This window comes from Hallella bergensis DSM 17361, assembly GCF_000160535.1.
Lineage (GTDB): Bacteria > Bacteroidota > Bacteroidia > Bacteroidales > Bacteroidaceae > Prevotella > Prevotella bergensis.
Genome location: NZ_GG704784.1, coordinates 144,842 through 169,038 on the forward strand (window position 1 = coordinate 144,842; position 24,197 = coordinate 169,038).

The window sequence follows — 24,197 nt, forward strand, 5'->3', positions numbered from 1 at the left end:
ACGACCTCCTGCTATCGTATATTGCATTACCAATGCGTTAGCCTAATTGTGAATTGTGAATTGTGAATTTTGAATTACCACCCGTTTTCCTCCAATCTTCCCCGCCATTATCGAGAAGGAGCTGCCCTCCGAGCCATACACCACCTCCGTGCGAGCCAGCGTGTACAGGTCCACCAGCCCACCCCGTATGCCCTGCGTACTGCTTCGGTCGGCCTCAGCCTGCTGCATCACCAATCGATCGCCAAAAATCTCCGTCAGCTGCCTCTTGGTAGGCTCGTCGTCAGTGGCCAGAAAAATCTTAGTGTCCGGACAATTGGCCAACTCCCGCTGTCCCGCCTCCACAAACAGCGACAGCGGACTGTTCTCAATGCTCCGTCGGTTGTCAGTTCTACGGATGTGAAATCCGATAGCGCGCGTGCCCAACTGCGACACCAAGCGCTCCACCTGCTCCTCCACCTGAGCCACAGGACGGAAGAGGCGGCTGTAAATCGCGTCATCGAACGTGCCAAACTCGCGAAAGCAACTCATATAACTGTTGTGATCCCTCGCCCACTGCACAAAGTCAAAGTCCTGCTCCACCAATGCCGTCACCTGCTCCTCGTCGATGCGCTGGTCGAACAGCAGGTTCTGAAACAGTCGCGGCACACAAAGGTTGCGCCGTCGCGGACGGTCATACACCACGTGGTCCACCAGCGAAGCCTCGCGCACTTGGATCAAGTCCGAGTCGCGAAAAATAGCGTGAAACGGCGCGTGGAGCGCCCAGTCCTGAAACCACAACACCCGCATCGCCACATCGGCCCGGCGGCACATGTTATAGGCGGAGGCGATGGCGTGCATTCGGTTAGCCAGTCCGCCCGCCGGCACAAGCAACAACTTGCCCTGAGTTTTCATCATCGTGATTTTTCCACGAAGATAATGCTTTTCCCGCATCACGACAAATCGGGCGCTACAAAACATCAGAATTTAACACTCCAGGCTGTCATCGACGACAAAAAAGGAACTTGATTTTTCAGGACAAACACCCTCGCATGCTTCGCGTATTTGAAAACGAAAAGTCGTTCGCTGTCTGTACGCCAAAATTTCGACGTTTTTCATAAATATCAAGCTGTCAGACGGTTACACGGTTGCAAGCGAAAAACGAGCAGATTTCGCGACAGACCGTCGTGCCGTTAGGCCTTTCTGGCATCGCGACAAAAGCCTAACCGCCGCGCGAGTAGGCTTCCGTCGCCGTGCGTCGAAGGCTTATCCAGCGTGCCGTTAGATATGAATCGCACAACCAACCCGTCTCCTACATGCCCGCCAACGACCTCCGTCGACCCGAAACAGACTTTTTTGCGCGCTGGAACAAGATTTTTCAGACCCACGTTTATGGTGAACTTTTCTTGACAGTTCACTCCCGCTGCAACCTGCAATGGCCGCGCTTGTGGTCCCGATCCACCACGACAAGGACCATGGGGCGCATGGTCGAGGGCATGTTTCGCTCGAGGGTCTTCACCTGATAATAGAGCACCAGTGTGTCGCCGTCGGCAGTGAGTCGTGTGGGCCTGACCTCAACATGGTCGTTGGTGAGCGGCAGCACAATGCCGATGGCCAACTGCCGCTCAAAGTCAATGGCGGTGGGCTGTCCGTTCTTCCCCATGACGGCAGCCTCGCCATAGCGTTTGTCAAACTCTGCGCGCGTGGTGACCATGGGGTTGGCCGGCGCCTCGGTGTGGAGTTTATAATAATAGTGGTGTGCCACGGTGTAGGGCACGTCTGTCTGTGCGCGCCGTAACGACCCCGCCGCGCCACATGCCACCAGGTTTGTCAGGACAACTCCTGCGACCGTCAAAACCATGCTTTGCTTCATGATGCTCTTGTTGTTTACTCTCTATAAACGCATTTTCCCGCACAATCATTACACGCTCGTCACAAAGTTTAACACATGCAGCATCGACCGTGAGCTGCTTTTCAGGCAGCAGTCCGGTGCATGTTGCCAACTGGCATAGCCCTGCTTCTTCCCCTGCAGCCAAGCACGATCGATAAGCGCAGGCCAGTAGCATGTGGCGGCGGAGTAGAAAGAATGAGCAGCTTGGCTGCCGCGGCAGGGCGCGCACAACAATTAAGAAATGTAATTTGTACAAACCGATGGGTTAAGTATCGTTAATAGTTTCGGGCAATCGTTTCTGTTATCAACCTTTTCCACTATATTTGTGATAACAACCGTTTCGCCGGGCAGTCCCGGTGACATCATTATTCAATTCATAAAACTACCAGAAGATGAAAACAATTTATGATTTCAGCTTGTCCGACAAGAAGGGCAACGAAGTGAAGCTTTCAGAGTATAAAGGCAAAGTGCTGCTCATTGTGAACACCGCCACCGAGTGCGGCTTCACCCCTCAGTATGAGGAGTTGGAGGCCATGTATGGTCGTCTGAAGGACAAAGACTTCGAAATTCTCGATATTCCCTGCAACCAGTTTGGTGGACAAGCTCCCGGATCCGATGAGGATATTACGGAGTTCTGCCGCCTGAAGTTTGGCACGGAGTTCCCCCAGTTCAAGAAGAGCGAGGTAAATGGCGACAACGCCCTGCCCCTGTACAAATGGCTGAAGAGCGAGAAGGGTTTCCAGGGATTCGATATGGACCACAAGATTGCACCCATCTTGGTGGACATGTTCGACAAGGAAGGCACCGACTGGCGCAAGAGCAGCGACATCAAGTGGAACTTCACCAAGTTCCTCATCAGCCGCGACGGCAAGGTGGTTGCGCGCTTCGAGCCGACCAAAGACATGGCCGAGGTGGAAAAGGCCATCAAGGCCGAGCTGTAAAGTCGGAGAAAAATAGCTATAGACTGGCGGCATCTGTGCAATGGGCACGGATGCCGCCTTTTGTTGGTTGCCCGTTGCCCGTCGGTTCGGGCAGAGACGGCGGTGGCAGGGGCGAGGCCTGGGAGGATTATCGGGTGAGCGAGAACCGCAGGCTCAGACCGAAGTCCTGCGTGGTGGTGGGATAGCTGCTGCTGCTCAGCAGCGGGGTGTTGGTCTGTCGGTCGAGGTAGAAGCTCAACGACACCAGCTTGGAGAGGGTGTAGTCGGCCATGAACGAGAATTTGAAGGCTGTGTTCCCACTGCTGGCCGCCGAAGTCATGGTGGCAATGTCGCGCGTGATGCTGGCCTGCTTGCGATACGACATATCCAACCTGAGGTTCAGGTCGTTGTTCACCCCGCCGCGCGTGGAGCTGGTCGTGCGGTTGTTGTTCTGCGTGGTGGTGGTGCCGCCGGTCTTCCTTCGCCCCCGGGCGATCCGTGCGCCGCGTCGTCCGAAAAGGTTCAGGTTGTTGACCTTATAGCCGAGGCCCACCACCCAGTCCTTGCTCACGGCCTCATTCAACTGGATGCTCGTCATCGAGAGGGAGAGAATGCGCGTCTGCCGGTATTCCACCTTGGCCGTCATATTGTTCTGCAACGTGACATCAACCCCCAGTAGCGGCGAGAACGATTCGCTGATGCTTGCCGTGGAAATATTGTACATCGAGTTGGGGACGGGGTTGCCGGTGGTGGCATCGCTGATGAAGCCCATGCCCGGCCCCATGAGTTGCATATAGGTGGAATAGCTCTGGTAGGAACCGATGGCAAAGACACTCTTGTAGCTGTGGTTCAGGTTCACGCTCTTGAAATAGTCGCGCAGTCCGGGCAGTTTGCCCAATCCGCTGTAGCGCATGGTCCAGTTGGGCAGCAACTGCCTGAGCGTGGGGAAGATGTTGAGCCCGTTGCCGCCCATGCCGGTGTAGGTATTGAGGAAGGCCGGCACCATCACGTCGGCACTGTAGGGGTTCACGCTTCCGTTGGCGGGGTCGAACGGGCGGCCGGCCAGAGCCGTACCAGCGGGGTATTGGGTTCCGACATAGCGGGCTTCGACACGCTCCCGGAAGGTCGTGATGGCTTGGCAGAACTTCTCAAAAGTGGCACTCCTGAAGCCGTTGTCGGCACTGCCCATGCCCTCGAAGGCCGAACCCAGCGACATGGTGGTCATGGTGAACATGCCGGTCTGCGTGGTGGGGTTGCCCTCATACATATACTGCACGCTCTTGGCCGTTGTCATCGTGCGACTGGCGTTGAGGTCGATGATGAGGTTTCTCACCGGTTCGAGCTTCATGCGCACCTGCAGGTCCTCGGTCAGGTTGGTGGTTGCCGGCGTCGCCACACTGTCATTGATGAGCAGCCAGTTGTTGCTACGAGCCTTCTCAATGTAGTCGTTGCCAATCAGTCCGAACGCAAAGTCAAGTCCGGGAGAGAGGACATTGGCTCCCGTGCGGTTGGTCTGGCCAAAGGCATCGCCAATGTTGGGCATGAAACCGGGTAGTGCCATGGCGTACTGATTGCGGTAGGAGATGCTCACATTCCGTACCATCATGGCCACGCGTGCCATGGATTGAGCCACCCTGTACCACTTTTTCTCGTCGAGGGGCGACTTGGGAGTGACGGTGAGTTTGACCTTCAGAGTCGAGTCCACGTTGCTCTTGATGCGTATCTTGTTGTCGTCGAGCTTTCTGAATCGCAGTTTCAGGCGTTTGCCGTCGGCTGTTTTGGCCGAGACCATGAGGCGCTTGGTCTTCCGCCCGTGGCTCACCTCGATGGTGGTGTCGGGTCGAAGCGTAATCTCTTTCTCAAAGGAATGCTTGTTCTTGGGCAGCGCAGCCTTCTTCTGTGCGGCCTGTTTGTTGCTCTCACGAAGCTGTCTCACGGCCTCGTCGGGGTCCTTGCCGTCGGCCAAGGCCTGCTCGCGCGCCTTGGCTTCGGCTTGTTGTTGCTTTTTCTTTTCAGCCTTAGCCCGTTCTCGAGCCTCCTTCTTCTTGTTGATGTCCGTTCGGCTCGGCTCCTTGCTGAACCGCTCGTTGGCCTTCCTGAGGAACGCACTGTGGTTGTAGAGTCTCACCAAATCGAATGTGCCGTTGATGTTGAGCTGGCGGTTATTCTGTATGGTGTTGCCCAGAGAGGTGCCGTCTTCGAGCTTGGTGCCGCGCAACCAGTTGTACGTCGCGTTGTAGGAGGCATCGCTGTTGAGCCAGTCGAAGATGGGCAACAGGTTGAGCGGCAACTGGTAGGAAGCCGTAAAGTTTTGCTGATAATCGAGCGGAGTGCCCAAACTTCGGATGCTTCTCCACACCGAGTCCTTCCATGCCTCGTAGCGAGTGGGATACAGATCCTTGTTCACCGGCGTGTAGGGTTCCTCCACTTCGGCATGGGTGGCACTGCGGAAGTTCATGTGCAGGTTGCGGGTCAAGTCCCAGCGCAGTTGGAATTCGCGGTTCCAGAGGAACTGTTGGGCAAACACTAACGGCAAGGCGGCATTCTCGAGGGCCTCCATGTCGCGTTCCTGGAACTCATAATAGTGGCGTGAAAGATCGGTGTTGAAGCTCACATTCTGCGGCAACCAGTTCAGTCCGAACCGCTTGGGGAAGTCGAGCCACTTGCTCTTGCCCTTGGCTTTTCGGAAGGGTTCCCATGCCTTGTAGACCGGTGTCCAGCTGTAGTTCATGCCCCCGCGCCAGTCGTCCTCGTTCTCGTAGACCGTGGTTTCGCCCTGAATATGACTGTGGCTATGGCTGTAGAAGAACGAGAAGTTGGCCGGATCGTAGGGCATGGGGTGACGCTTGTTCTGTATGCCCACCTTCACATTGGACAGCGAGAAGTTGGTGTTGATGGACTTGGTCACGGCAATACGCTCAATGGAATCGCGATCGTGGCGTGTCGGTGCGCCGTCTAAGGCTTCCTTGAGCTCCATGTCGGTGTCGAGGGGGTTGTATTTGGGTCGTGTCACCTGTTTGGTCACACTGTAATAGAGCGGCGCCGACACCTTGGCCTTGTCGGGAAAGAACTTGCCAAGCTCGATGTTGGTCATAAAGGAGACATCGCCTTGATCGTCCTGTGAACGACTGTCCACACCCTCTTCCAGTCCGCCAAAGCCCTGACTCACATAGCGTCCACGGAGGTTCAATGTGCCCAAGTCTGACATTTGGACATTCAAATTGCCGTTGGCCGCCCATCCACCGGAGTTGCTGTATTCCTGCAAACGCAGTTCGTTCACCCACACCTCGCCGCTCTTGGTCTCGGAAGAGAGGTTGCGCACGCCAATCATCATCACCTTTACCTCGCCCAGTGTGGGGTTTCCCATCACGGTAATCTTGTTTTGCGGATGTCCGTTGTCGTAGACTTCGTAGGGGCGATTGAATGAGGCGAGCCCGAGACCCTTCTGTTGGTTGCGCACCTTTTTGGTTGCGGTGAACACCGAGAGGGGTATGTTGAGCATGTTCTCCTCAGGCCAAACGGCGATGCAATCGGACCGAAGCATCCGATTGTACTTGCCCGGTGGCGTGAGCTTCAGGGGTATCTCGTATTCATAATAGTTGTTCTTGTAGTCGGAACCCAAGCGCACAAACACGGCCAACTGACCGTCCTGCAGGTTGGTAATGTTCTGTTCGTGGGCATTGGCATGCACAAACATCTGGATACGTTTGTACTGCCGGAGGTCCTGCATGGTTTTCTTGTATACGGCTTTCGATTCTCCACTCGAGAGGTTCGACACGTTGATGTCGAGCGCCTGCTCGTTGGCCTGCACGAGTTGCGGCTGCGTTGGGTCTTGCTCGCGGGTTATTCCGGGCGGCAAAACATAGTTAACGGGCGTCTTATCGTTATTTTCTTCGATGCTCACCGATGCCGTTGTCATGGCCCCCGTGGACGCGGAGTTGTCCAATTTCTGCTCGTATGACCGCCAAGTGCCACGCACCAGGTCAAGGCTTGCGAACCGCATCACCACCGGATGCTCGAAGTTTGTGAGGAACATACGCATGAAACGAATGCTGCTGAAGTCGGAGATGGAGCCGTGGCGACTCTCATACCGATCCACCGGGATGCGGAACAGATACCACGTGAGCGTGGGCGACGTGCCGTTGCGGGCCGTGCGCTTCGATTCGCGCTTGTCTACAATGAAGTTCTTGCCCACCACAAGGTCCTCGGGACGGATAGAAACCCGATACTGATAATACTTCTCGTATTCATTCAATGTGAAGTCCTGATTGATGTCTTCCACGTCGGGCGTGGTCTTGTAAGAGGTGTCATAGCCTTCGGTGCGGCTGTTGTTGTCGGGCGAGTTGCCCTGCGGATTGTTGATATACTTGTATCGACGCAGGATGGGCGCCTTGATTTGATCGAGGTCTGAACCACGGAAATAGTGGTAGTTGTCGTTGGCCGGGTCGGCCCAGATGGAATCCCACACGGCGGCATTCACCTTACCCTTCATTTGGGTGAGGTAGTCTTGGTAAGATTGAAACTGCTGTTCCTCGGTGTCGTTCAGTCCGTTGTAGCCCACGTCCTGCAGCTTGCGACTGCCCTTGGTCGTGGCAAAGGCGTAGGTCACCGTGCTTTGCACGGGTATCTTACCCCACTGGGTATAGATAAATTTGTCTGACCCGTCGACCGGCATACCACTCTCATAGAACTTCTTGCCGTCGCACAGGATGTCCTCCGACACCTCCCCGAGGTTGATGTAGAAGTCTCCTCCGTATTCCGAGGCATTGGGTTGCTTGCTGCTATTGATAAAGGGGTCGAGCATCCAAAACTCGATATATTCCACGTTGGCGGCCTCGAAGTCGCTCATGTCGAGCTTACGCATCATGCCGCCCCAGTGGTTTTTCGGGCTGGCGAGCCGTCCGTCGGGCAACAGGTTGGGGTTAAAGTTGTAGGGCCCGCGCTCGTTGGGGTAATAGGCCAGGTTCATGATGGGCAACGTGGAGGTAGCTCCGCTGTAGCTGTTGCGGTCGCGCTGGGGGTAAAGGTCGCTCACATAGACTTCTCTCACGTAGGCATCGCTCAGCTGGTCGAGGTCGCTCTTGATATGGGCAGGCGTCAGGCTGCTGCTGCGACGGGTGAACAGCGGGTCGATGGTGTACCAGGCCATCTGCGAACGGTTATAACCGCTGGTCAGACCCGTGCGGTCTTTGCTCTCGGGAAACATCGAAGGCACACTCGACAGCACCCAGTTGATGGGGGTGGAAACGTCCAACTTCTCGGTGGTGCTCTCGAAATCGTCGAGATAGGAGGCATTGTCCTGCACCCCACGGCTCTGTCCGGCGATGAGCTGCGCAAACTCTCCGGAGAACGATATCTGCGAGGGCTGGGTGAGATGGAGCAAGGGAATCTTGTCGAGCATGTTGGTGAGCCACTGGCTTTCCTTCTTCCAGTTCATGTTGATGCCCCACAACGTGTTGTTCAACGGCTCCCTACCCATGGGCACCTTGGTAGTGAGCGACTGCTCGGAGAGGTGTTGCAGCGTACCCGAGAGCTGGAAATTCTTGGAGAAATCGTAGGCCCAGTTCATGCCAAACATCGTCTTGCGCTCCTGCGAATAAGCCGTCTGACTCTCCAACGACACATTGACGGGTGTGCCGGCATCGATGATACTCTGGTTCAAAATGGTCACCTCCCCGGCACTGTAGTCCACCGAATAGTCGGCACCCTCGGTCAGTCTTACGCCGCCGGCCGTCACCACCACCGACCCCTGCGGCACACTGTAGGCTCCAAGGGATATGACATTGGCCGACGTTCCACGATACTGACCCTGCAACAGATACTTGTCCTTCTCGGCTATCTGCCGGGCAATGGTCTTGGTGGAGTCGTACAGCTCGGTGAAGGCATATTTCTGCGCCGTGGCCTCACTCACGCCTTTGCCCACCAAATAGTTGTAGAGATACCTGCCAAAGGGCTCGGCCGCCGGGAAGAACACGCGCCCATCGGTCACGGTGTAGCCCTCCACGAAGTCGAAATAGCCGTTGGGGTGAGCCTTGTTGTTATTGTCCAACCGGTCGGCACCAAGCAGTCGGATGAGCGGTTGACTCTTCACCTGCTGCTCGGGAATATAAGAAAGGTATACGCCGGCTGTGTCGCTCTGGAACTTCACGTCGAGGCGGAACTTGTCTTTTTCCACGTTCGACGCCAGGTAATACACGTTCTTCATCATCAGTCCCCAGTTGCCCTGCCGGGGATTGTTGCTGGTGTTTTTCAGCGCCTTGACAAACAGCGACTGCCCCACGTCGGTGATGTCGCTGGCAAACTCACCCACCTGGTAGGTACGCCCACCGTAGGTATACTCATAGGCCACGGCCAGCACCTGGTCGGTCTGCAGCGAACTGCGCAGGGAGACATAGCCCAGGGCGCGGTTCAGGGTGTATTCGGAGGGATTGAGGAGACGTGCACTCTGCAGTTTCTCATAGTCGACACCACCCACCAGACCAGCCCCCTCGAGCACACCCGACGTCTGGTCGATGCTGCGCGCACCTACCAAGCTCCCCACCATCGTGGCATACTCGGTGTTGGCCGCGTTCGACGGCACTCTGGTTCCGGCCGCCGACCACATCGCATTGCTGATGCCCGTGCTCTCACCCAAGTCGGTCAGGGCCACGATGTTGCGCGTGTTGGTGGTGGTACCGTTCTTGTTGGTCACCCATATCTCCACCCGACTGATGCTCACGCCCGTGGCGAGGTTGGGCAGGGTCTTCATGCCCTCGTCGTAATGGTTGCGGAAATACTGCGAGAGAAAGAAGTGGCGGTTTTCCTCATAGTCGGCAGCGCCGATCTCAAAGGGCGTGAGCTGCTTGCCGCCCTTGCTGGACACACTCTTCGACGAACTCTTCTTCTGCGAGGCCACCAATTGCAGACTCAGTTTGCCAAACTGCATGTCGGTGCGCAATCCGAACAGGCTGCTCGCCCCCTGCACCAACGACGAGTTTGATGGGAACGACACATTGCCACCCTCGACGAGCTTGATGATCTCGTCTTCCTTGCCGTCATACTTGAGCTTCATGTTCTGCGCGTCGAAGTCGAAGGTCGCATCGGTGTTGTAGTTCAGGTTCATGTTCACCTTGTCGCCCACCTTACCGTTCACGTTAATGTTAATCTTTTCGTCGAAATCCATCGTGGTTACCTTGCGGTTGCGGATGGGAAGCGAGGGGTTGTCGATGCTCTTGAACGTGGCGCCGAGTTTCACCTCGGCCGTTCCCTGCGTCCGGATGCGCACACCGCCGGGACCAAAAATCTTCTCGGCCGGGCCGAGGTCGAAATGCATGTCGGCAAAGCTGAACTTCTCCTTGCCCTTGGCTCGGTATATCTCGTCGTTCTTGCTGCGGTAGAAAGCGTCGCGGCCGTGCTTCTCACTCCACTTCATATATTCCTCCGGCGTCATCATGATGGGTGCCGCGAGATAGGTGGAGCCCATCTTGGTACCGATGATATAGCGGTTGATGGTGTCGTTGTAGGTCACCTCATACCGCAATCCCTCGGGACGGTTCAGGTCCATGGCGTTCTGGTCGAGGTCGTCGTAGGTAATCGGCGTGGTGCGCTGGATTTTCCACCGCGGGTTGATGAGCGAGTCGGGCGTCTCGCTGCTGTCGCTCGCCACAGGCTGTGCCGGGGGGTTGGTGGCGGTTGGAGCGTTGGCGTTGCGACGCGCGGGGTCTACCTGGAAAAACGGGGACACAACGGCATAGCTGACCATGGTCATGGCCAGCATCAGCAAAATAATGACATATTGTTTCCCGATTCTCATGCTTTCGTGTTTGACTTCTCCCGCAGGCAAGGCTCAAGGGCAGACAGCAGACAGCCCTACTTGATGCGCTTCAGGGCTTCCTTCACCACCATTTCCACAACCATGTCGGGCTGTTCGGTGAGGATAGCCGTCACCGTCTTGGTCGCAGGCGCCGGCGAGAAGCCCAGCATGGTCAGGGCCGAGACTGCCTCGTCTTTCACGGCCGTGTTCACAGCCGAGACCTTGGTGTCAGGGGTGCCGGCATGCAGCACCTCGGCAATGCCCGAACTAACGATTTTGTCGCGCAGGTCGACGATGACGCGCTGTGCCGTTTTCAGTCCAATGCCCTTCACACTCTTGATGAGTTTCTCGTTGCCGTTGGCAATGGCGTTGCACAGTTCCTTGGGAGTGAGCGACGAGAGCATGGTGCGAGCCGTGTTGGCCCCCACCCCCGACACAGTGATGAGCATGCGATAGAGCTCGCGCTCCTGCTTGGAGGCAAACCCATAGAGCGTGTAGTTGTCGTCGCGTCCACCGGTCTGGATGGCCTCGTGAACATAGAGTTTCACGGCCTTCTTGCCCTGGATGTCGTCGTAGGTGTTGAGCGAAATGCTCAGGGCATAACCTATTCCGCCGGTCTCCACCACAGCCAGAGCCGGCGTGAGCTCTGTCAGCTCACCTTGAATATATTCGATCATGTTTGCAAAAATTGTATATACGCTCTAATAACGCACGAATCCCACCGATTATTGCATCTCCGGCAGAAAACAAGTTGCGGCCTGACCGTCGGAGCCGTAGGGCGGCCGTGCCCCCGCCCCCGTTCTCCGCGAAGGGTGATGCCCGACCAAATCGCCACCGGCAGAAAATCTTACAATTGCCCGTTCAGGTTTCGCGAATTTAAAAACCAACCCCCTCCTTCCCTGAAATTCGCGAAATTCGTGAAATTCGTAGTCCCCTAATTACCAACCAATTACCTCAAAAGCCAAAATCTAATCAGTTTCCTCATCCGCGGTTCACTATGCAATCGCAGTGCGGATACAGCCTAACCGCGTCGCAATTAAGGTTTCGTCGCATGGTGATGGAACCTCAACCGCAGCGCCACAAGGCCTCAACCGCAGCGCCGCAAGATTTTTCTGCATGTCCGACCTGGTTTGACGTTCAAAAACATGGCGCTTTTTTCTCTAAATGCTTCGAAATTCCTGACCGAAAAAGCATTCATCTTTTTTGACAAAAGGCGGCGCGCGCGACAATAATCTTTGGTTTTTTAGCCATTTTTACATCGAACTTTTGTATTTTTGCAGGGTAGTAGCATTTTGCATGTAAAGAAGATATGAGAAAAGTATTGCGATATTTGTTGGTTGCCGTAGCATTCTGCTTTGTGGCCAACGCTTCTGCCCAGGTGAACAAGTGGCAGGATATGTATAAGGTGAAAAAGAAAGACACCATCTTCGGCATTGCCAAGAAATACGGCATCACCATGCCGGAACTGATGGAGGCCAACCCCGAGATGAAGGTCGAGGGCTATGAGCTGAAAAAGGGTGACTATATCTTTATTCCCTTTCCCAAGCCCGAGGCCGTGAAGCAGGGCACTGCACCCAAGCCCCAGAACAAGGTGGCTTTCGGAAGCAGACCCGTCAGGGTGGGCGTGATGCTGCCCCTGCACGATGTGGACGGCGACGGGCGTCGCATGGTGGAATATTATCGGGGATTTCTCCTGGCGCTCGAAGACCTCAAGGCGGCCGGCCTATCGACCGACGTGCACGCCTGGAACGTGAACATCGATGCCGACATCACTCAGTTTACCAAAGACCCGGCCGCCGCACAGTGCGACGTGATCTTCGGCCCGCTCTACACCCACCAGGTGCGCGCCCTGGCCGAATTTTGCAAGGCGCGCGACATCAAATTGGTCATCCCCTTCTCCATCAACGGAGACGACGTGGCCCGCTACAGTCAGATTTTCCAGGTATGGGAATCTCCCGACAAGCTGAACAACAGCGCCATCGAGGCTTTCTTGCAGCGCTTCCCCAATGCCCATCCGGTGTTTGTGGATTGCAACGACTCCACCTCGAGGAAAGGCATCTTCACCTTCGCCCTTCGCAACCGATTGGAAAACAGGAAAATAGCCTACAGCATCACCAATCTGAACAACAGCGAGGCCATGTTTGTCAAGGCCTTTCGCACCAACCAGCCCAATGTGGTTATCCTGAATACGGGGCGGTCGCCGGAACTGAACATCGCCCTGGCCAAGCTCGAGAGCCTGCAGAACAACCAGCCCTCGCTGCGCATCTCGCTCTTTGGCTACACCGAATGGCTGATGTACACGGAGAACAATCTGAACCGGTTTCACCGCTTCGACACTTACATCCCCACCCATTTTTACTATAACCCCATGAATGCTGCGACGAGGCGCTTGGAGCAGAACTACCGCCGATGGTTCCGGCAGGACATGCAGCACGCGCTGCCACGGTTTGCCATCACGGGATATGACCAAGCCCAGTTCTTCATCCGGGGACTCGTCAGTCACGGCAAGAACTTCAAAGGCACCAAGGGGCAGAGTTCCTACACACCGCTGCAGAGCCCGCTGAAGTTCGGGCAGGTGGGGTCTGCCGGCATGCAAAACCAGTTTTTCCAACTCATACACTATGCCCCCGGCAACCGCATCGAATCCATTGCTTACTAAGCTATGACAAAGCCTATTCTCTCCGCACTCCTCCTGCTGCTACCCCTATGCGTCGGGGCACAGGTGGGCGAGCACCGCAGCACATTCTCCGTGGGTCTGAACGGCGGGTATAACATGACGACCATACGCTTCACCCCCAAAGTGGTGCAGAAAATGAAGGGCGGCCTCACGGGCGGCATCTCCATGCGCTACACGGTGGAGAAGTATTTTTCCACCATCGCGTCGGTAGCTGCCGAGGTGAATTATGGGCAGATGGGATGGTGTGAGGACATCCGCGACCTCAACGATCAGCCTGTCATCAATGCTGCCACGGGTTTGCCCGAGGAATACAGTCGCACGATCAACTATATCCAGGTGCCGTTCATGGCCCATCTGGCCTGGGGGCGTGAAGACCGCGGCGTGAACTTCTTTGTGAACGCCGGACCGCAGTTTGGCTATTACCTGAGCGAGAGTACGAAGTCGAATTTTGAATGGCGCAACATGAATCTGGCCGATCGGGCCAACACCATTGTGGCGCAGGACACGATGGCCGTGGAAAACAAGCTGGACTATGGCATCATGGCCGGCGTGGGACTGGAATACAGTCACCCCAAGGCGGGGCGCTTCCTGCTTGAGGCACGCTATTATTACGGTCTGGGAAACATCTATGGCGACTCCAAACGCGACTATTTCGGGTCGAGCAATTTCGGCACCATCACGGTGAAACTGGCCTATCTGTTCGACATCACCCGCTATCAGGACACGCGGGGCAAGCACTAATCGCATGGCCACACAACAAGATATTCAACATCAATCATAACCCAATTAAAACTTAAACCAACTATGTTTGAAAATCAACCCAAAGGGCTATTCGCCTTAGCCCTTGCCAACACCGGTGAGCGTTTCGGCTATTACACCATGCTGGCCATCTTTGCACTCTTTCTCCAAGCCAACTTCGGATGGAGCGAGGGACTGACCGGGACGGTGTTTTCCACGTTCCTGATGCTTGTCTACTTTCTCCCCATCGTGGGTGGTGCCGTGGCCGACAAGATCGGTTTTGGCCGCTGTGTGACCATCGGTATTATCGTGATGTTCCTGGGCTATCTGCTCATGGCCATTCCCGCCGGTGCCGGAACGCCGGCCGTGGTGATTATGATCGCCGCCCTGCTGATGATCAGCATCGGCACAAGCCTGTTCAAGGGTAACCTGCAGGTTATGGTGGGCAAACTCTATGACTCCCCCGAAATGGCCGGACAGCGTGATAACGGTTTCTCCATATTCTATATGGCCATCAACATCGGAGCCCTGTTTGCACCCACGGCCGCACTCAAGCTGATGGAATGGTCGCAAAACACTTTCGGCGTGAGCGAGCAGGTGGCCTATCACTATGCCTTCGGGGTGGCCTGTGTGTCGCTGATGGTGTCGATGCTGATTTACTACGTCTTCCGCTATACGTTCTCCCACATCGATACTTCAGCCAAGAGCAAGACTGTGAAGTCGGAAGTCAAGGTGGAGGAACATGAGGAAACGCCCGAGGAGAAAGCCGACACGCGGAGCCGTTTGGTGGCTTTGTTCCTGGTGTTTGCGGTAGTGATTTTCTTCTGGATGGCCTTCCACCAGAACGGACTGACCCTGACGTTCTTTGCCCGCGACTTCACGCAGACCAGTGCCACGGGACTCACCGCCATGCTGTTTGACGTGACCAACGTGGTGGCTGTTATCTTTATCATCTATGCACTTGTAGCCGTCTTCCAAGCCAAAACGAGCAAGGGCAAGGGCATTGCCGGCTTGGTGATTCTGGCTGCATTGGCTTTCTTGATTTACAAATACAGCGCATTGGTGAGCAGCGGCGAGGTGGTAGCGGTTTCTGCCCCCATCTTCCAGCAGTTCAACCCAGCCTTCGTGGTGGCCCTCACCCCACTGAGCATGGCTCTGTTCGGATGGCTTGCCTCACGGGGCAAGGAGCCCTCGGCTCCCCGCAAGATTGGTTACGGTATGCTCGTGGCCGGTCTCGGTTTCGTGGTGATGATTGCAGCCTCGGTGGGTCTGAGCTACACGCTCACCGACGAACAGCGCGTGTCGCCCCTGTGGCTGGTTTCCACGTATTTGGTGCTGACCTTTGCCGAGCTGATGCTCTCGCCAATGGGAATCAGCTTCGTGAGCAAAGTGGCTCCGCTGAAATACCAAGGCCTAATGATGGGTTGCTGGTTTGGTGCAACCGCCATTGGCAACTTCCTGGTGCAGATTCCCGCATACCTGTGGAAAGCCGTGCCGCTCACGATGGTGTGGGGCGTGCTGGTGGCACTCTGCTTGGCATCGTTCGTCTTCATTTTCTCGGTGATGAAGAAGCTCGAGAAAGTGTGTTAATCTAAAATTTCGTGTGCACGCCTTTAACCTCAAGAGTTTGTGTTAAAGGCGTGCCACGTTTGAATGATAAGGCAAAGGGTTTGGCCATTGGCCAAACCCTTTGCCTTTTACTGTTATTTTCTTGGTTCTTGCAGGTTCGCAACTTCCATTTTCCACCAGTCGAACGTCAGCAGTTTTCGACCTTTCTGACCTTTGAATGAGAAGAACAGATCGTGGATGCCGGTAGGCGGCGCAGTGATGTCGGCCTGAAGGGTCTGCCATTCTTCCCATCCGCCGGTAGCAGGGACGGGAATTTCGGCCATGGGTTTGCCGCCGATGCTGTCCGTATATACTTCTATCCGACCGCCCTGCGTGGCACTGGCTACGCTCACGGTGATATGCCGGGGGCCGGATGATCCGAAGTCAACGTTGGCCAATTTCAGCCAATCGCCATGATGCACATCGCTCAGATACACGCCCGTGCGGTGGTTTTGCTCCGTCGTGAGTCCGTGAGAGAACGCCATCGTCTCGGCCTCAACCCGCTGATAGGGATTGAACGTGCCCACGGGCTGCACTCCTTGGGCAGAAGGCATGATGGTTGGGATTGTTCCATCAGCATTGTAGGTAAACTCCTCCACGGCCATACTGCGTGCAAAGCCTCCCCCACCGGGCAGGTTTCCGGTGTGGTAGAAGAAGTAATCGTGCCCCTTGAATGTGGCCAGGCCGCAATGGTTGGTAAACGACCGGGTGGAGTTGAGTTGTGGCATGATGGTGGCTTGGTAAGTCCAAGGACCCAGAGGCTTCTTGCTCATGGAATAGGCAATGTGTTCCGGCACGCCCCCCGCGGCATATAACATGTAATAGTTCTTGCCGCGTTTGGAAAGCCAGGGGCCTTCGGTATAGAGGTCTTTGTATTTCACACCCTTCTCCCGCTTGGCCGGTGATGGGGCGCCAAAGCTTTTCTCATTCTGCTCCACCCGCGTCACCAGACCGTCAAAACTCACCATGTCAGGATTGAGTTTGGCCTGATGAATCTCCGGATTGCCCCATACGAGATACGCTTGGTCACCGTCTACCAAGGCTGTTGGGTCGATATTGTCCCACTTCCCATCGTCATAGAGAGGTTGGCCAAGCGCATCCCTGAAAGGCCCGGTCGGACTGTCGGCCACGGCCACGCCAATGGCCATGCCACCGGAGAGCTTGGAGTGGGCACACACATACCAGTAGTATTTGCCGTTGCGCTCCACACACTGTGTAGCCCAAGCGCGGTCATCAGCCCAACTGAACGAGTTGAGCCCTAAAAGTTCGCCATGATCGGTCCAGTTTGCCATGTCGGTCGTGGAATACACGCGCCATTGATACATCCAGAAGAAATCGGCTCCCGGCTCGTCTACGTCTGCATAGACATAGAGGGTGTCGCCCTTCACCATAGGGGCGGGGTCGGCTGTGTATCGGGTTTGCACAAAGGGGTTTTGCGCCATCAGGGCAACTGGCAGCATGAGCGCTGCACTTATCATCATTATTTTTCTTTTCATCATCACATCCTTTTATTCTGCACGACCGATGAGAACGATGCCTCCGTTTTGCGGTATCGTGATATTGAGTTTGCGTTTATAGGTCATGGGCTTCACCTTGCCCTGCAAGGCCGGACTGTCAGAGTAGACCGTCAGCTCGCTTTTTGGCTCCAACATGGGCAGGGTTAAGCTGCGTTTCAACGGATCTTTCTCTGCATTGATACCCACAATATACCACTGGTCAGCGTGTCGTCGAGCCATAATGACATACTTTCCGGGATAGCCGTCAATGAATTTTGTTTCGTCCCAGGTGGTGGGAACTTGCTTCATGAACTCGACAGCCCATGCGGGGGCATCCGTCAGATTATTAGGAGCCAGGGCAAAGTGCTGCACTGGGCTTTGGAACAACACGGCCGTGGCCAAGGCAAAAACATCGGACGTGCGTCGCTGGTTGCCCGTACGGTTGTTGGCATTATAGAACTTGTTGAGCGCCGATCCACCGAAATCCATGCTGCCAACGGTGTTGCGCACAAACGGATGAATGCAGGCATTACGAGCCTCAGCATCGCACATCTCTTGCGAGAAATGCAGATTCTCACTGGCCAGGACGGCTTCGCTGGCCGCAAAGTTGGGATACATGCGTTCCCAACCGCGTGGCAACGTGCAGCCGTGGAAGATGCAGAGTAATCCGTAGTCGTTGGCGTCGCTCAGGATTTGTTCATAACGCTGCAGCATATCCTGTTTGTCTCCTCCGAAAAAGTCGACCTTAATACCCCGGATGCCCGTCTGTTGCATCCATTTCATCTCGGCTTTTCGCTTGATCGGGTCGCTCATAATGCCGCGCGGTCCTTGCGGAGCGTCATTCCAATATCCGTTGGAGTTGTACCAAAGATACAGGCTCACGCCTTTCGTTCGGCCATAGTCAGCCAATCGTTGAATACCCTCACGACCGATACGGGTGTCCCAAAGTGCGTCGACCAATACGGAGTTATACCCCATGGCCGCCGAAAAGTCGATATAACGCTTCTGTTCGTCGAAGTTGCAACTGCCATCCATGCCGATAATCCAACTCCAACTGCCCTTGCCGTAAACATATTCCTGCGAGGCGGGATAACGCTGTTCCACCAAATCGAAAGGCACCGTGGTCTCCACAATGTTGGCCAAATCACGGCCCAACGTTATCGTGCGCCAAGGTGTTTGTCCTGGCAAGGCCATGCCCGGCTCGACAGATCCCAGGCCGTTTCCCTCGCCCGGTTGCGGAAATCCGATGGTGTAAAGACCGTCCTGATGTCCGATGAGCCGACTGCCACAATAGTTTCCGCCTACCCCTGTCTCGGAAACCAATACCCATCCGTCGGCTCCTACCTTGAACAAACAGGGAAAAGTGTAGCCCTCGCCCCATCCATTCTTGCCAAGAGTGTCGTCGCAAGTGTAGTTGGTTTCATAACTGGGATAGGTCGAGGCAAATCCACCCATGGGCTTTACCTGCGGACAAAGAAAGGTCGTTGTGCCCTCAGGAAACCGAAAACCGGAACTTTCGCTTTGAATCACTTCCCTTAATCGCTGCTTGGCCGGATAGAGCCGGTAGCAATAAGCCACGTCACGGTCGGTCAGACGGAACACGACATCGATCGAGTCGCCCTGCGAAGTCTTGAATCGGCACACAGCTTCCGTGGCTTGATAGTCGACTTCCGACTGCTTGATATTCCTAAGCTGGTAGTGCTCCCGAATGTCGTTCGACTGAGCACCAACGAGTGTCAGCCCCATGGAAAAATCCCTTTCGGGCGTCACAACGCCCAAGGGCGAGGACAAAATCATGGTTTTTCCCTCATAAGTCACCGTATAGGTGGCACGGCCACCGGCATCCGAAAGGGTTGTTTTTATTTTTCCTTGTGGACTGAGAAAGCTCTTCTCGGTTGCCAAAACCGATGTCATCACACCCAATGCCACTATCATTGAAAGGTATCGTTTCATGTTCTACTGTTTGGTTAAATAGGATTTGATATAGTTGGCTGTTTTCTTCGTCTACTTTGTCCTATATCGTTTTTTGATCAGAATGCCTTCGGCTCTACCCGATAACTCTTCCCCGCCTTGGTCTGAATGTCGTATTCGTAGACCTTGGCCGGAGCTACAGCGCCGTGCAGGTTGGCTTGATCATATTCCACATTCTTGATTTCGGCCCCGGCCATCAAGGGGTTGGGACATGGACCGACGGCCGGGTGCAGGCTCTTGCCCTGCAAGGGAACCGACGAGCGCAGCCTCAGCACGCCGCCCAACTTCGACAACACCTTGGCCTCGGTAAGTCGACCGTCTTTCCACGACATACTCACCTCGAATCCTCCACGGGCACAAAGTCCGCGGACATGACCCGAAGCCCATGCGTCGGGCAATGCCGGCAGGAGGTGCAACGCACCGTCGTGACTCTGCATGAGCATCTCCACGATACCGGCCGTACAACCGAAATTGCCATCGATTTGGAACGGCGGGTGGGCATCAAACAGGTTGGGGTACATCCGTCCGTTGGGGTATTGCCGGGTCACGCCGTCGTGGGGCAATATCCGCAGCAGGTTGGAGAGTATCTTGAACGCATGGTTGCCGTCGTGCATTCTGGCCCAGAAATTCATCTTCCAGGCCAAACTCCAGCCGGTGGCCATGTCTCCTCGCTGCAACAACGTATTGCGGGCAGCCCCGAAAAGCTCTGGGTTGGTGTAAGGAGAAATCTGATTGGAGGGGTATAGCCCATATAGATGGGAGATGTGTCGGTGCTCATCTTTGGGGTCGTCGGCATCTTCCTGCCACTCCTGCAATTGTCCATGCCGACCAATTTTCATCGGTGGAAGGGCGGCAATGGCCTTGCGAAGGCTGTCGGCATACGCTCGGTTGCCGTTGAGTATCTCCGTGGCTTGCAGACAGTTGGACAGCACATCGAAGGCAATCTGGTTGTCCATCGTGCAGCCAGCTCCCACCGGCGACTTGCCATGGGGGCCATGCTCGGGCGACACCGAGGGCACCACGACGAGATAGCCCGTGCGCGGATCGGTCTGCATATAGTCCAAATAGAAATCGGCCGCACCCTTCAGCACCGAATACCACAACCTCAGGAACACCCTGTCGCCGGTGTAGAGATAGTGCTGCCAAAGATGGGTGGAGAGCCATCCGCCGCCATTGGGAAACATGCCCCAATAGGCTCCGTCCACGGGACCGGCTATGCGCCACAAGTCGGTGTTGTGATGAGCCACCCAACCTCTGCAGCCATACATCTGCCGTGCGGTCTTCTCACCCGTCAGACTGAGGTCTCCGATCAAGGAGAACAACGGCTTCACGGCCTCCCGGAGGTTGCAGGTCTCGGCAGGCCAATAGTTCATCTCTGTGTTGATATTAATGGTATACTTGCTGTCCCACGGCGCATTTCTTTCGCCGTTCCATATTCCCTGCAAGTTGGCAGGCTGTCCGCCGGGTTGCGACGAGGAGATGAGCAGATAGCGACCGTAGTTGAAGATCAGTGCCACCATGCCCATATCCTGGCTCCCCGCAAATTGTCTCAGCCGCTCATCGGTGGGCAACTGCGCATGGGGTGACGGCGAGGCGCCGTTCAGGGTGAGGCTCACCCGGTCGTACTGACAGCGGTAGGCTCGCACGTGACGCTTCAGCAGCCTGTCGAACGACTGCCCGCTTACACCCGCCATCAGCCGGTTGACCACAGCCTTCTCGTCGCCACTGACATCCTTGAAATTCACGAAATTGGTGGCCGCGGCCATGTAAATTTCCGTATTTGAGGCTCGCTCCACACGCAGGCTGTCGCCCGTGGGCACCACCTTGCCATTACCTTTCACCACGATCCGATAGTGCGCACGCAGCCTTCCGGCCACTCCCTCCTGACTGTCTCCATAGACCGTGCCCTCGAGCGCGTTGCCGTGGGTCTGCGCCTCGGATTGAAAGAGGCTGTGGACAGAGATGGTAAAAGAGGTTCGCCGCGATGATTTGATGCGCATGCCTATCACCCGATCCGGCAAGGATGCAAACGATACACGCTGGATTTTCACTCCACCGATGGTGTAGCTCACCTCGTGCAGTGCCTTCTCAAGGTTCAGGCTGCGGCTGTACTGCCCCACTTCGCCATGTTCCTCAAACCGTATCCTCACGTCGCCCAAGGGCAGGAAGCGCATGCCGTGCGGCCCTTTCACCACGTGTTGGTCGATGAGTTTTTGGGCTTCGTTTTCCTTTCCCTCAAAGATTTTCTGTCTGATTTCCGGCAGATAGGACAAGGATTCCGTGGAATTGTTGTCATGGGGACCGCCCGACCAAAACGTTGTCTCGTTCAGCGCCAGAGTCTCTTGCCGTGTCCCACCATAGACCATGGCACCCAAAAAGCCGTTGCCGATGGGCAGAGCCTCCACCCATTTAGATGCAGGCTGATGATACCAAAGCCGTTGCTGAGCACTCCCCGTGAGGGTGCCCAGCAAGATAAGTCCGGCAAGAAAGACTTGCTTCAACATAAACACAACCTACTTCTTGAACAAATGTGGCACAAATTCCTTGAGACAGCGACGCCAGGTGAGCCATTCGTGGTGAGTACCGGGAGAAACATAGTCGTCGACCTTGATACCGGCACCGCGCAAATCGTCGATCAACTTGCCCGTTCCCATGTTCTCCTCACTGCCACAGCCGAGAAAGAGATAGTGCAGCTTGCTGTTCACCTCGTCCGGACGCGAGAAGATTCCGTCGTAAGTCTTGTTGACATCCAATCCGAATATGGCTCCGCTGAAGCCTCCGGCGTATGAGAATTTGTCCAGATTGGTAAACACCATATCAAATGTTTGATGTCCGCCCCACGACAGTCCGGCCATCGCGCGGTGGTCTCTGTCGGTCTTGGTGCGGAAAGTTTTGTCGACCATCGGAATAAGGTCGTTGAGCAACACTTTGTAGAAACTGGAACCATAGTTGCTTCGGCCGACTTCGTTGCGCCCTCCACGGAAAGGTGCCTTTACGTCGCCGCTCTCCATCACGACAATCATCGGCACGGCCTTTCCGGCGGCAATGAGGTTGTCCATGATATGCTGCATGTGCCCTTGGTGGCTCCAGCCTGTCTCGTCCTCGCCCATGCCATGTTGCAGGTAGAGCACGGGGTAGCGTTTCTTTCCCTTTTCATATTCAGCGGGCGTATAGACCATCGCGCGGCGCCATTCATTGGTAGACTGCGCAAAATATTCCACCGAGCGCACCTGACCCTTGGCCACACCATGCTGCGGACGGTAGTAGTTGCCCTCGGCACCCTCGGAAATCTCGATGCCACCCGACTGACGGTGACAGCCGAAGAACGTGTCGCTGGCCGGATCGACGATCTGCACGCCGTCGACCAAGAAGAAATAGTAGTGGAAGCCCACCACGAGCGGGTCGCTCACGGCCGTCCACACGCCCTTGGCATCGCGTTGCATATCATATTTCTTACCACAGATATCCAACTGAACACGGTTTGCCTGTGGTGCGCGCAGCTGGAAATAGGCCCTGCGCTGACCGTCCACCTTGGGGAATTCGTTGCCCGGTATGACGGTCGAAGCCGTCTTGGCGTCGGCGGGAACAGTCACTGCCTGATAGGTGGGATAGCCCAAAAGCGAGAGCATCTTGTTGCCATAGCGCCGTCCCAATTCGCGATATCCGGCCGCATCGAAATGCAAATCGTCGGGACCGCTCGTGCATCCCTCAGACGAGATGACGTGAGCCGTGTGCACGGTCTGGGGCAACGAGTTGATGATGGGGTTCATGGCGACACAGCGTCCGCGCCCGTCGGCCCTCACCACCTCGCCTGCCAGCAGGGGCACATCTTCCGATTTCAGGTTCAGATCGGCGATGAGCTGGTTGTAAACCCAAGCCACTTTCTCCGGCCAGCGCCTGTCGCCAGTGTTCGACTCGCCCTGGTGCAGCAGGATGCCCTTGATGACGCCCTCCTGCTGAGCCTTGCGAGCCAGCTCCACCAACCGGTTATAGGGATTGTCGCCATAGGCCTTGAGCATGCCTTTCATCCATTGCGGTGCGCGCGTTTTGACATAATTGTCGACCGAATCGCGCATGAAAGTCTCGATGTGGCAGCCACCCACAGCCACCGTGATGACGCCCACGCGGACTTCCTTAGGCAGTCGTTCCACCATGGTCCGACCGAAATAATCGACCGGTGTCAGTCCGGTGTTCTCCCTGCAGAGTGGCGGCACGGCTGTGTACCATTCACCCATGCGACGGTTTCGGGAAGCATCGTCGACGGCCGCCATCATCATAAACCGGGGGTCCACACCCGTGAGGTCCTGCTCCTCGATTTTGGCATTCCCCTCCATGTTCGACTGTCCGAAACACAGGAAAATGTAGAAATTGGGATCAACGGCAGCCTGCGCGTTACCTGCTCCAAAACATAAGGCAAGTGTGGCAAAGACTTTTGCCACCAAGGTTGTTTTTAGTTTCATACTGTTTCATTGTTAGATTTCTATCGCAAAGATAGCCTTTTTGGACCTAAACACACCCCCCATTTGTTTCATAATCGTGTGACAATGTAACATTGACGTGAAATGACCCGTAAAAGTGCATTTTATCTTTTGATGAGCCAATGGCTCCGCCTGTAAAATTATATGACGGTTTTTTGATGTTTTTTCCCGGAGCATCCAGAGAAAAATACGCCATGTTTCTGTACGAGAAACAAGGTCGGAGCTACTAAAAAATGACGCGACGCTGCGATTAGAACCTTGTGGCTGTGCGATTCGGGTTCAATGGCCGTGCGACGGAGCCTCAACCGCGAGGCGGATGGGCTTGAACCGCACCGCGATTCGATAGTCAACCGCGGATGAGCAAACTGGTTGGATTTGGGGTTTTGAGGTAATTAGCTGGTAATTAGGGAACTACGAATTTCACATATTTCGCGGATTTCTGACACAAGGGGTGTCGAATTTTAAATTCGCGAAACCTGAAGGGGTGTTTGTAAAACTAATTGACAGGACTTGATTGCAAGTCCTAAATACGCGTCCTGCTATACATCGGGATTTCAACTAATTTCCCTAAGGTCGTCAAATGGAATCAGGAAACTACAGACTCACTCCTTTTGGGGGATTATTTTCAATCATGGAGCAATTTGACTCCA

12 protein-coding genes are annotated in these 24,197 nt (G+C 55.4%); 4 read left to right on the forward strand and 8 right to left on the reverse strand.

What is annotated here, in order from left to right:
* Positions 1–42 precede the first annotated feature (42 nt).
* Positions 43–894, reverse strand: coding sequence for an O-fucosyltransferase family protein (locus tag HMPREF0645_RS12140; RefSeq protein WP_245544031.1), 852 nt, complete (start codon positions 892–894; stop codon positions 43–45).
* Positions 895–1,390: 496 nt separating this feature from the next.
* Positions 1,391–1,849 carry a hypothetical protein gene (locus HMPREF0645_RS12150; RefSeq protein ID WP_007175339.1) on the reverse strand — a complete coding sequence of 153 codons (459 nt, stop codon included), beginning with the start codon at positions 1,847–1,849 and terminating at the stop codon, positions 1,391–1,393.
* A gap of 410 nt (positions 1,850–2,259) precedes the next feature.
* Between HMPREF0645_RS12150 and HMPREF0645_RS12155 the strand changes: the two genes are divergently transcribed.
* Positions 2,260–2,808: a glutathione peroxidase gene (locus HMPREF0645_RS12155; RefSeq protein ID WP_007175340.1), complete on the forward strand. Its 549-nt coding sequence runs from the start codon at positions 2,260–2,262 to the stop codon at positions 2,806–2,808.
* Positions 2,809–2,935: 127 nt separating this feature from the next.
* On the opposite strand, the gene sov is transcribed toward HMPREF0645_RS12155, so the two are convergent.
* Both sov and ruvA read right to left on the reverse strand, forming a co-directional pair.
* Positions 2,936–10,579: a T9SS outer membrane translocon Sov/SprA gene (gene sov, locus HMPREF0645_RS12160; RefSeq protein ID WP_007175341.1), complete on the reverse strand. Its 7,644-nt coding sequence runs from the start codon at positions 10,577–10,579 to the stop codon at positions 2,936–2,938.
* Between the two features lie 56 nt (positions 10,580–10,635).
* Positions 10,636–11,256: a Holliday junction branch migration protein RuvA gene (gene ruvA, locus HMPREF0645_RS12165; protein ID WP_007175342.1), complete on the reverse strand. Its 621-nt coding sequence runs from the start codon at positions 11,254–11,256 to the stop codon at positions 10,636–10,638.
* A gap of 632 nt (positions 11,257–11,888) precedes the next feature.
* Between ruvA and HMPREF0645_RS12170 the strand changes: the two genes are divergently transcribed.
* The 3 genes from HMPREF0645_RS12170 (at position 11,889) to HMPREF0645_RS12180 (ending at position 15,584) form a co-directional block, all read left to right on the forward strand.
* Entirely contained in the window at positions 11,889–13,238 is a 1,350-nt protein-coding gene (locus HMPREF0645_RS12170) for a PBP1 and LysM peptidoglycan-binding domain-containing protein (protein WP_007175344.1), read from the forward strand.
* A gap of 3 nt (positions 13,239–13,241) precedes the next feature.
* On the forward strand, positions 13,242–13,997 hold the full coding sequence (locus HMPREF0645_RS12175; RefSeq protein WP_007175345.1) for a porin family protein: 756 nt from the start codon (positions 13,242–13,244) through the stop codon (positions 13,995–13,997).
* Between the two features lie 63 nt (positions 13,998–14,060).
* Positions 14,061–15,584: a peptide MFS transporter gene (locus tag HMPREF0645_RS12180; RefSeq protein WP_007175346.1), complete on the forward strand. Its 1,524-nt coding sequence runs from the start codon at positions 14,061–14,063 to the stop codon at positions 15,582–15,584.
* Positions 15,585–15,697: 113 nt separating this feature from the next.
* On the opposite strand, the gene HMPREF0645_RS12185 is transcribed toward HMPREF0645_RS12180, so the two are convergent.
* From HMPREF0645_RS12185 to HMPREF0645_RS12200, 4 genes are all read right to left on the reverse strand, one after another.
* The gene (locus HMPREF0645_RS12185) at positions 15,698–17,098 is read right to left on the reverse strand and encodes a glycoside hydrolase family 43 protein (RefSeq protein WP_044123670.1); all 1,401 of its coding nucleotides are present in this window, start codon (positions 17,096–17,098) and stop codon (positions 15,698–15,700) included.
* 12 nt (positions 17,099–17,110) lie between these two features.
* Complete coding sequence (locus HMPREF0645_RS12190) at positions 17,111–19,051, reverse strand: glycoside hydrolase family 97 protein (protein WP_044123639.1); 1,941 nt, start codon at positions 19,049–19,051, stop codon at positions 17,111–17,113.
* A gap of 77 nt (positions 19,052–19,128) precedes the next feature.
* Positions 19,129–21,573 (reverse strand): glycoside hydrolase family 95 protein, encoded by a 2,445-nt coding sequence (locus HMPREF0645_RS12195; protein ID WP_007175349.1) that lies wholly within the window; start codon positions 21,571–21,573, stop codon positions 19,129–19,131.
* A 9-nt stretch (positions 21,574–21,582) separates the two neighbouring features.
* Entirely contained in the window at positions 21,583–23,529 is a 1,947-nt protein-coding gene (locus tag HMPREF0645_RS12200) for a sialate O-acetylesterase (RefSeq protein WP_007175350.1), read from the reverse strand.
* Positions 23,530–24,197 lie beyond the last annotated feature (668 nt).